This window comes from Candidatus Avelusimicrobium faecicola (genome assembly GCA_900540405.1).
Taxonomy (GTDB): Bacteria; Elusimicrobiota; Elusimicrobia; order Elusimicrobiales; family Elusimicrobiaceae; genus Avelusimicrobium; species Avelusimicrobium faecicola.
The window spans coordinates 1-5,404 of sequence record UQFW01000067.1 but is presented as its reverse complement, the minus strand read 5'-3'; the positions used below and the strand labels follow the sequence as shown (position 1 = coordinate 5,404).

Genomic DNA, 5,404 nt, shown 5'->3' with positions numbered 1-5,404 from the left:
GGATTAGCCGATAGAGCGGAAATTAGAAACCGAAGTTTCGCAGAGAAATTGGGTATTGCAAGTAAAACTCAAAAGAATAATAAGTAAATGGAATCAGGTAAAACTAGTAGATAAATGTATTTACTTAAGAAGGCATTCTGTATTCCATTTTGTGTCTCGGAATTTTATAGTGCCCAAAAAGGGGCCATTGCTTTCATAGTTTTACAAGAATTTTTCACAACTTTTTATTATTCTGCGACGAGAAATGGAGAATCTCGCAAGTACAGAAGTTAAGCAAATTTTGGTTGTGCGGATAGTGGAGCCATGTTTTGTGGGTATATTTCGGCATTTACCGACGAGAAATACAAAGAAAACTATCATTTACTGTACACCATAGAGGGTCCACTAAGAATATACACTTTTTTGCTTTTTTTGCGAAATCGCTACTTTCTGCCATTTTTCTGCCGAGCGTTTGTATAGCTTTGTATACATAAGTTGTCAAAGTTAACCAAAATATAGTGTCCAAAAGTAGGCGGGGTAGCTTTAATGCACAAGGGGTTTAATTTCTTGCTTTACTTTGGCTAAATCACTACAAGAGAGAAGCGGAATAAGTGCATTGATTTCTTCTATGCTCTTGTCTCACCATTTAAGTTTGAGTAGCAGGTCAATCAATTCGTCATCAAAGCGTTTTCTGACGGTTTTAGCAGGGTTTCCGGCCACAATGGTGTAAGGTGGCACGTCTCTAGTTACCACGCTGTTTAGACCGATAATCGCCCCATCGCCAATATGCACGCCTGGGAGTATTGTGGAGTTTTGCCCAATCCACACATCATTGCCAACAACAGTATCGCCTTTGAACGGAAGGTCTTCTTTAGAGGGTGCGGATTGGTCCCAAGAGCCGAAAATGTAAAAAGGGTAAGTAGATACGGCGTTCATCTGGTGGTTTGCCCCGTTCATCACAAACTCTACCCCTGCACCAATTTGGCAGAATTTACCGATAATGAGTTTATCGCCAATAAAATCATAATGGTGCGTAACGTGTTTCTCAAAGTCAGTATCCGCAAAATAAGTAAAATCGCCTACAACGATATTCGGATTTTTAATCGTAGGTTTTACAAATGTAAGTGTGTTAATATTCGGTAATGGAAAAATGGTGTTAGGGTTCGGTTTATTCTTCATGCTTTCATTATAAAATATTTACAGAACTACTATGACCAAAAAGCGCACAAGGCATAATAAAAGCGCAAGAAATCGTTTCCTAGTAATCGGAAAAACCACGCGGATATAGTGTCCAAATTGTGACCAGTATATTCATAGTTTTCGGAAATTTTTTTAGTAGTTTTTATACTTCTTCGACGAGAAGTAATAATTATAGTATGTAAAAAAATTTCGGGAATTTAAGCTGTGCGGATATAGTTTGCAGAAAAATCGTGTATATTTACACTTTTCTCGACGAGAAAAAGAAGAATTTTAGCGTTTACTGTACACCATACAGGGTCCACTAACAATATATACTTTTTGTTCTAATTTTGCTCCAGAAACACCGTAGGAAAAGCATAAAACTACCGACGAGCAGAAGTCCGTTATAGTGTACCATCCTTTTGGTGTACATTTTAGGACATTTTTAATTCCTTTTTACTTCTCAAAGGTTGGGGTTTAAAGGTGCACCAAACTAGCATATAAAAAGAGTTCTTATTGAAAATCATACCCAAACCTGCCATATTTTAGTCTATGCCACTTGTATTCCAAATTATGGTAACATAAATAAAAGGACTTTTTAAGATTTAACTGTGCCCCAAGATACTGACATTATCATTTAGCAAACCGAAGATAGAAGTTACATTGGCCGATAAAACTGTATGGCTGACCCAAGCAGTTATTCCAGTCAAGTAAAGCTAATATTAGTGAGCGCATTAAGCATATCTTCGAAGAGGGAGAATTGCATGAAACGGCAACTGTTCGGAAATTCCGAATAGTTCAAAAAGAGGGGAATAGACAAATCGAGCGCGAAGTTACTTATTACAATTTAGATGTAATTCCAGCCGTAGGCTATAGAGTGCGGACTGTGCAAGATACACTTTTCGTATATGGGCTACCTAAATGTTACGGGAATATCTTGTTAAAGGGTTCACATTAAACGATGATTTCCTAAAAAATATGGGCGGTGGAAAATATTGGCAAGAGTTTTTGCCCCTGTGCAGTAATGCGGATTATACGTTTTCTCTGTTGGTGCGGTTTGTGGGTAGAATGTATTATACTTTCCACGTTTTAACCGTGCAGGAATAAATATGTGCTTGTGTCGGCCTGTTTTATGCTGGAACTATTCAAAACTTATCTGATGTTTGCCCTGTTGCCGGCCCCCAAAAAGGCAACCGCGGACCCCAAAATGCTCTAACCTTAATTTTCCGGCGGTCCGTCCGATAGGAGCCTGTTATGGTTGAGAAAATCAAAATCCGCGGTGCGCGGGTGCATAATCTCAAAAATATAGATGTAGATATTCCCTTAAATAAAATCGTAGGTATTGCCGGGGTTTCGGGCTCCGGCAAATCTTCTTTGGCGTTAGGCGTGCTGTATGCGGAAGGCTCGCGACGGTATTTGGAGGCGCTTTCCACCTATACCCGCCGCCGCATGACCCAAGCCGCCCGCCCGCAGGTGGACGAAGTTTTATATGTGCCCGCCGCGTTGGCCCTGCACCAGCGCCCCGGCGTGCCCGGCTTGCGCAGTACCTTTGGTACAGGTACGGAACTGCTCAACAGCTTGCGGTTGATGTTTTCCCGCCTGGCTAACCACCGTTGCCCCAACGGGCATTATGTGGCGCCTTCGTTGGCGGTGGCGGCCGGAAAAATGCTCCACTGCCCGGAGTGCGGCGCGGATTTTTATGCCCCCAGTGCCGAAGAACTGGCTTTTAACAGCCAGGGCGCCTGCCCGGCTTGCGACGGCACCGGCACCGTGTGGAACGTGGATATGGCTACCTTAGTGCCGGATGAAAATTTAACCATAGACCAAGGCGCCGTGGCTCCGTGGAACAGTTTAATGTGGTCTTTAATGACGGACGTTTGCCGCGCCATGGGCGTGCGGACGGACGTGCCGTTTAAGGATTTATCCCCGCAGGAAAAAGAAATTGTGTATCACGGCCCGGCGGAAAAAAAGCGCATTTTTTATAAAGCCAAAAAAACAAACCAGGCGGGCGAATTGGATTTTACCTTTTACAACGCCGTTTATACGGTAAAAAATGCGTTGGCAAAGGTAAAGGACGAGCAAGGCATGAAGCGGGTGGAAAAATTTTTGAAACGCGAAACCTGCCCGGATTGCGGCGGCTCCCGCTTGAGTGCGGCGGCCCGCGCCCCGCGTGTAGGCGGCCTAAACTTGGCGGACGTCTGCCAAAAAACATTGGTGGATTTAACCGCATGGGTGGCGGCCGTTCCCGCTACTATGCCCGCTGAAATGCACGAAATGGCGCAAAATATTGCGGAGGCTTTTTTGTCCGCCTCCCGGCGGCTAATGGATTTGGGCCTGGGGTATTTAACCCTGGACCGCGCCTCCGCCACCCTATCCACCGGGGAGCGCCAGCGGATGCAGTTGGCGCGGGCGGTGCGCAACCGCACCACCGGCGTTTTGTATGTGCTAGATGAGCCGTCTATCGGTTTGCACCCGTCTAACATTGTGGGCTTAAAAGGCGTTATGCAAGATTTAATTGCGGACGGCAACTCCGTTGTGTTGGTGGACCACGATACCCAAATTTTATCCTCGGCCGATTGGTTTGTGGAAATGGGGCCCCAAGCCGGCGCCAACGGCGGCTATGTAATTGCGCAAGGCACGCTGGCGGATGTCAGCCATAATAAAAATTCCAAAATCGGGCCGTTTTTAACCGGGAATACGCCGCCCCGGGTGTGGGAAAAAGTGCCTGCGGAAGAACTGTTTGCGCAAGGCAAAATCCGTTTGTCTACCGGGCCTATTCACACGGTAAAACCGTTGGAAATAGAAATCCCCAAAGGGCGGCTGACGGTGGTAAGCGGCGTGTCCGGCTCCGGCAAAACCACGTTAGTATTGGAAAGTTTAGTGCCCGCGTTGGATGCGCAAGTGCGCCATGCGCCGCTCCCGGCCCATGTGCGCGCCGTGCAAGCGCCGGGCATTGAGCAAGTTAAACTCATTGATGCCACCCCCATTGGGATTAACGTGCGCTCCACCGTGGCAACGTATGCCAACGTGCATGACGAGCTGCGCAAACTGTTTGCCCGCACGCCGGATGCCAAACAGCGGGGGTATAAAGCGGGGGATTTTTCCTACAATACCGGCCGTTTGCGCTGTGCGGAGTGTGACGGAACAGGAGAAATCAGTTTGGATGTGCAATTTTTGCCGGATGTGGACGTGCCTTGCCCCACTTGCCGCGGGGCGCGCTATGCGCGGGAAGCGTTTGATGTAAAATATACCAACCAACGCGGGGAAAGTTTTTCACTGCCGGAGCTGATGGCTATGGACGTTTCCACTGCGTTGAAAGCGTGCGCGGATTGGAAATTGGTGCACCAACGCTTGCAAATCTTGCAAGACTTAGGGTTGGGATATTTAACATTGGGCGAAGCAACCCCCAGCCTTTCCGGCGGAGAGGCCCAGCGCTTAAAATTGGCTAGTGAAATGGGCAAGCCGCAACATTCCACCGTGTTTGTGTTTGACGAGCCTACCATCGGCCTGCATCCGTTAGACGTGCGCACGCTATTGGGGGTGTTCCAAATGCTCATTCAAAACGGCGCAACGGTGATAGTGATTGAACACGATTTGGACGTTTTACGCCACGCGGATTATCTGATTGATATGGGGCCGTCCGGCGGCAATGCGGGGGGAACTGTAGTGGCGTGCGGCCCTGTGGAAGTGATTAAACAATGCCCGCAGAGCCTAACGGGACGGTATTTATAAAGGAAGGCTTTTTGTGATGCTACCATTACCGCAAGAATTTATAGCTTATACTTCCGCCCTGTTTGGGGCGGAGCGTTGGGCCAAATATGAACAGGCACTCACGCAGAAAGCGGCCGTCAGTGTGCGTTTCAACCCGTGGAAATGTACGGGGAAAATGGGGATTTTATAGTGTCCCAAAAGGGTCCACTAACAATATATACTTTTTGTTCTAATTTTGCTCATTTTGCTCACAAAACCCCGTCGGAAAAGCATAAAAAAGAACCACTCTCGTCTGAGAATGGCTCTTTTTCTAAAAGTGCGCCCAACAGGAATCGAACTTGTAGATAGTCCTAACATTCATTTACTTGACTTTGCTCCCGATAGTAAGCGGTAATAGGAATGGGCAAAAAGCCCACTAAACCAATATACTATCGGGAGTTTTTATGAAGAAAAAATCTAAACAAGTAGTTGTAAAAGTTGCCAAGCAAAAAGTCGCAGATGTAGCTGAACCGACACCCAAAGAACGGGATGGCCG

4 protein-coding genes and 1 pseudogene are annotated in these 5,404 nt (G+C 46.7%); 4 read left to right on the top strand and 1 reads right to left on the bottom strand.

Features of this window, described 5'->3' with window-relative positions:
• Nucleotides 1–522: 522 nt before the first annotated feature.
• Nucleotides 523–1,158 (bottom strand): annotated as a pseudogene (locus ACQY18_RS06185) (CatB-related O-acetyltransferase).
• A gap of 760 nt (nucleotides 1,159–1,918) precedes the next feature.
• On the opposite strand from ACQY18_RS06185, the gene rhuM reads away from it, so the two are divergent.
• The 4 genes from rhuM to ACQY18_RS06165 all read left to right on the top strand — a co-directional run bounded on the left by rhuM (nucleotide 1,919) and on the right by ACQY18_RS06165 (nucleotide 5,059).
• A complete protein-coding gene (gene rhuM / locus ACQY18_RS06180; RefSeq protein ID WP_428039240.1) occupies nucleotides 1,919–2,116 on the top strand; it encodes a RhuM family protein in 198 nt (65 codons plus the stop codon).
• Between the two features lie 20 nt (nucleotides 2,117–2,136).
• Nucleotides 2,137–2,265: a hypothetical protein gene (locus ACQY18_RS06175; protein WP_428039239.1), complete on the top strand. Its 129-nt coding sequence runs from the start codon at nucleotides 2,137–2,139 to the stop codon at nucleotides 2,263–2,265.
• A gap of 147 nt (nucleotides 2,266–2,412) precedes the next feature.
• On the top strand, nucleotides 2,413–4,890 hold the full coding sequence (locus ACQY18_RS06170) for an excinuclease ABC subunit UvrA (RefSeq protein WP_428039238.1): 2,478 nt from the start codon (nucleotides 2,413–2,415) through the stop codon (nucleotides 4,888–4,890).
• A 13-nt stretch (nucleotides 4,891–4,903) separates the two neighbouring features.
• Nucleotides 4,904–5,059 (top strand): hypothetical protein, encoded by a 156-nt coding sequence (locus tag ACQY18_RS06165; RefSeq protein ID WP_428039237.1) that lies wholly within the window; start codon nucleotides 4,904–4,906, stop codon nucleotides 5,057–5,059.
• Nucleotides 5,060–5,404: the final 345 nt, after the last annotated feature.